Origin of the sequence: Achromobacter sp. RW408, from assembly GCF_003184165.1 — a bacterium.
Classification (GTDB): Bacteria; Pseudomonadota; Gammaproteobacteria; order Burkholderiales; family Burkholderiaceae_B; genus Achromobacter; species Achromobacter xylosoxidans.
The window spans coordinates 598,656-599,157 of record NZ_QHHO01000047.1 but is presented as its reverse complement, the minus strand read 5'-3'; the positions used below and the strand labels follow the sequence as shown (position 1 = coordinate 599,157).

Here is a 502-nt window from a genome sequence, read left to right as displayed (position 1 = left end):
CGGGGTCGGTGGGGGATGGCGGGGCTACGATTGCGGTCCGGAGCGTTCGCTCCGGACTGCCCCGGGCTCAACCTCGTACGCCTTCGGCTCCCTACGGTTTCCGCCGGGCGCATCTACACGCCCCGCCGTCCCCCGCCTGCCCCCGCACACGCTCGCGATGTGACTCAGCGGCGCGGGTTGGGGAGGGGGGTGTTCTTGGCATTTTGGCCATCTTCGGCGTGGGGTTGGAGTAGCTTGCGGGGCCCGCCTCAAGGCGGCCGCGCGGGCGGCCTTTTGAGGCCTACGTGGTGTCTTGCGGTTTGGGATGACGCTGCGCGCTGGGGGTGAGTGCGCGTCAGCGCGTCAGCGCAGCAGCGCGGTCTTGGCTTCCTGGTATTCCGTTTCCAATTGGTTCACTAGTTCGGCCACCGACAGGACTTCCTGCGCGGCGCCCACGCCTTGGCCGGCGCTCCAGACGTCTTTCCAGGCTTTGGGCCGGGTGTTCTTGTCGAGGTTGGGCGGG

The 502-nt window shown here is 68.7% G+C and carries 1 pseudogene; it reads right to left on the bottom strand.

Annotated elements, in window-relative coordinates:
* Positions 1-342: 342 nt before the first annotated feature.
* Positions 343-502: pseudogene (locus DK459_RS30805) on the bottom strand (nitronate monooxygenase); the annotation flags it as partial.